The organism is Mycoplasmopsis primatum ATCC 25948 (assembly GCF_000702785.1).
GTDB classification, from domain to species: domain Bacteria; phylum Bacillota_I; class Bacilli_A; order Mycoplasmatales; family Metamycoplasmataceae; genus Mycoplasmopsis; species Mycoplasmopsis primatum.
On the sequence record NZ_JNJV01000063.1, the window covers coordinates 1 to 1,021 of the forward strand.

The 1,021-nt window shown below is 26.2% G+C and carries 2 protein-coding genes; both read left to right on the forward strand.

Annotation, left to right across the window (positions count from 1 at the left end; all coding sequences use genetic code 4):
* Window positions 1–210 precede the first annotated feature (210 nt).
* The gene (locus T386_RS0104240) at window positions 211–549 is read left to right on the forward strand and encodes a hypothetical protein (protein WP_029513871.1); all 339 of its coding nucleotides are present in this window, start codon (window positions 211–213) and stop codon (window positions 547–549) included.
* A gap of 47 nt (window positions 550–596) precedes the next feature.
* Window positions 597–1,021: hypothetical protein (locus tag T386_RS04665; RefSeq protein WP_029513872.1), on the forward strand; the 425-nt coding region annotated here is incomplete at its 3' end.

Consider the following 1,021-nt stretch of genomic DNA (forward strand, 5'->3'; position numbering starts at 1 on the left):
CTTTTTGACATTTGGTTTATATCATCGATATAACTTTTTAATTCTTTCATATTGTTCCTCTTTATTATTAAATAATATTAATATTTTAATTATAATGATTTACCATAAATAAACTGCATAAATTAAAATCAAAATACATGAGTTCAACTTCCATTACCAAACAAATTGAGCCACCTGTTTTTTTTAAAAAAATAAGGGGATAATATTGGAATGAATAAAATGGACGATAAAGAAAGCTGAATTTCCAGAAGCGAAAAAATAGTTAGCACAATAGTACACAATTCAAATTTTACTAATGAAAGGTTAGCATGAACGTGCAACGTTAGTATTTCAACAATAAAAAGATGAAAATTAAAAATCAAAAAAGCAAATGGCAAAGTTGTTGTAAGTCATAATAATACAAATAATCAAAATGCCAAAAAATATAGTGATGAAGATATAAGAAAAATTGGAGAAATATATGAAGAAAACGCCAAAATTACAGGCGGAAGCAATAATAATGAAAGCTGTTCATACTTAACTCTTTTTCTTTTTTTTATAACAACATAAACACTTTTATACCAGATAAAAATATAACTATTTCATACGCAAATTTAATGAAAAGATTAAGAAAAGAAGGATACGCAAGCAAATACGCAACTAAGAGTGTCCGTAAAGAAGCTCGGCAAAATAGAACTAATAAAAAAATGAAAGAACATGTTTTTTATAAAGGGGAATTAACTTTTTGCGAACCAAAAAAGAAGCAAAAATTTAGAACTAATTCATCTAATAATTATAAATTCGGCGAAGTTGTAGAAATTGATGGATGTACTCATTATTATTTTGATAATGATATTAAATCAACGTGTCTAATGGCTGTTGACGCAGGAACAAATAAAGTAGTCGATCTATTCTTTGAAGAGGGAACTGAAACGTTAAATGGATATCAAGTACTATTAGAAAATATGTTTAATAAATATGGTTATCCAAAAAAGTTGTTATCTGATAATAGAACTAATTTTTGACACAAAGAAAATGCGTA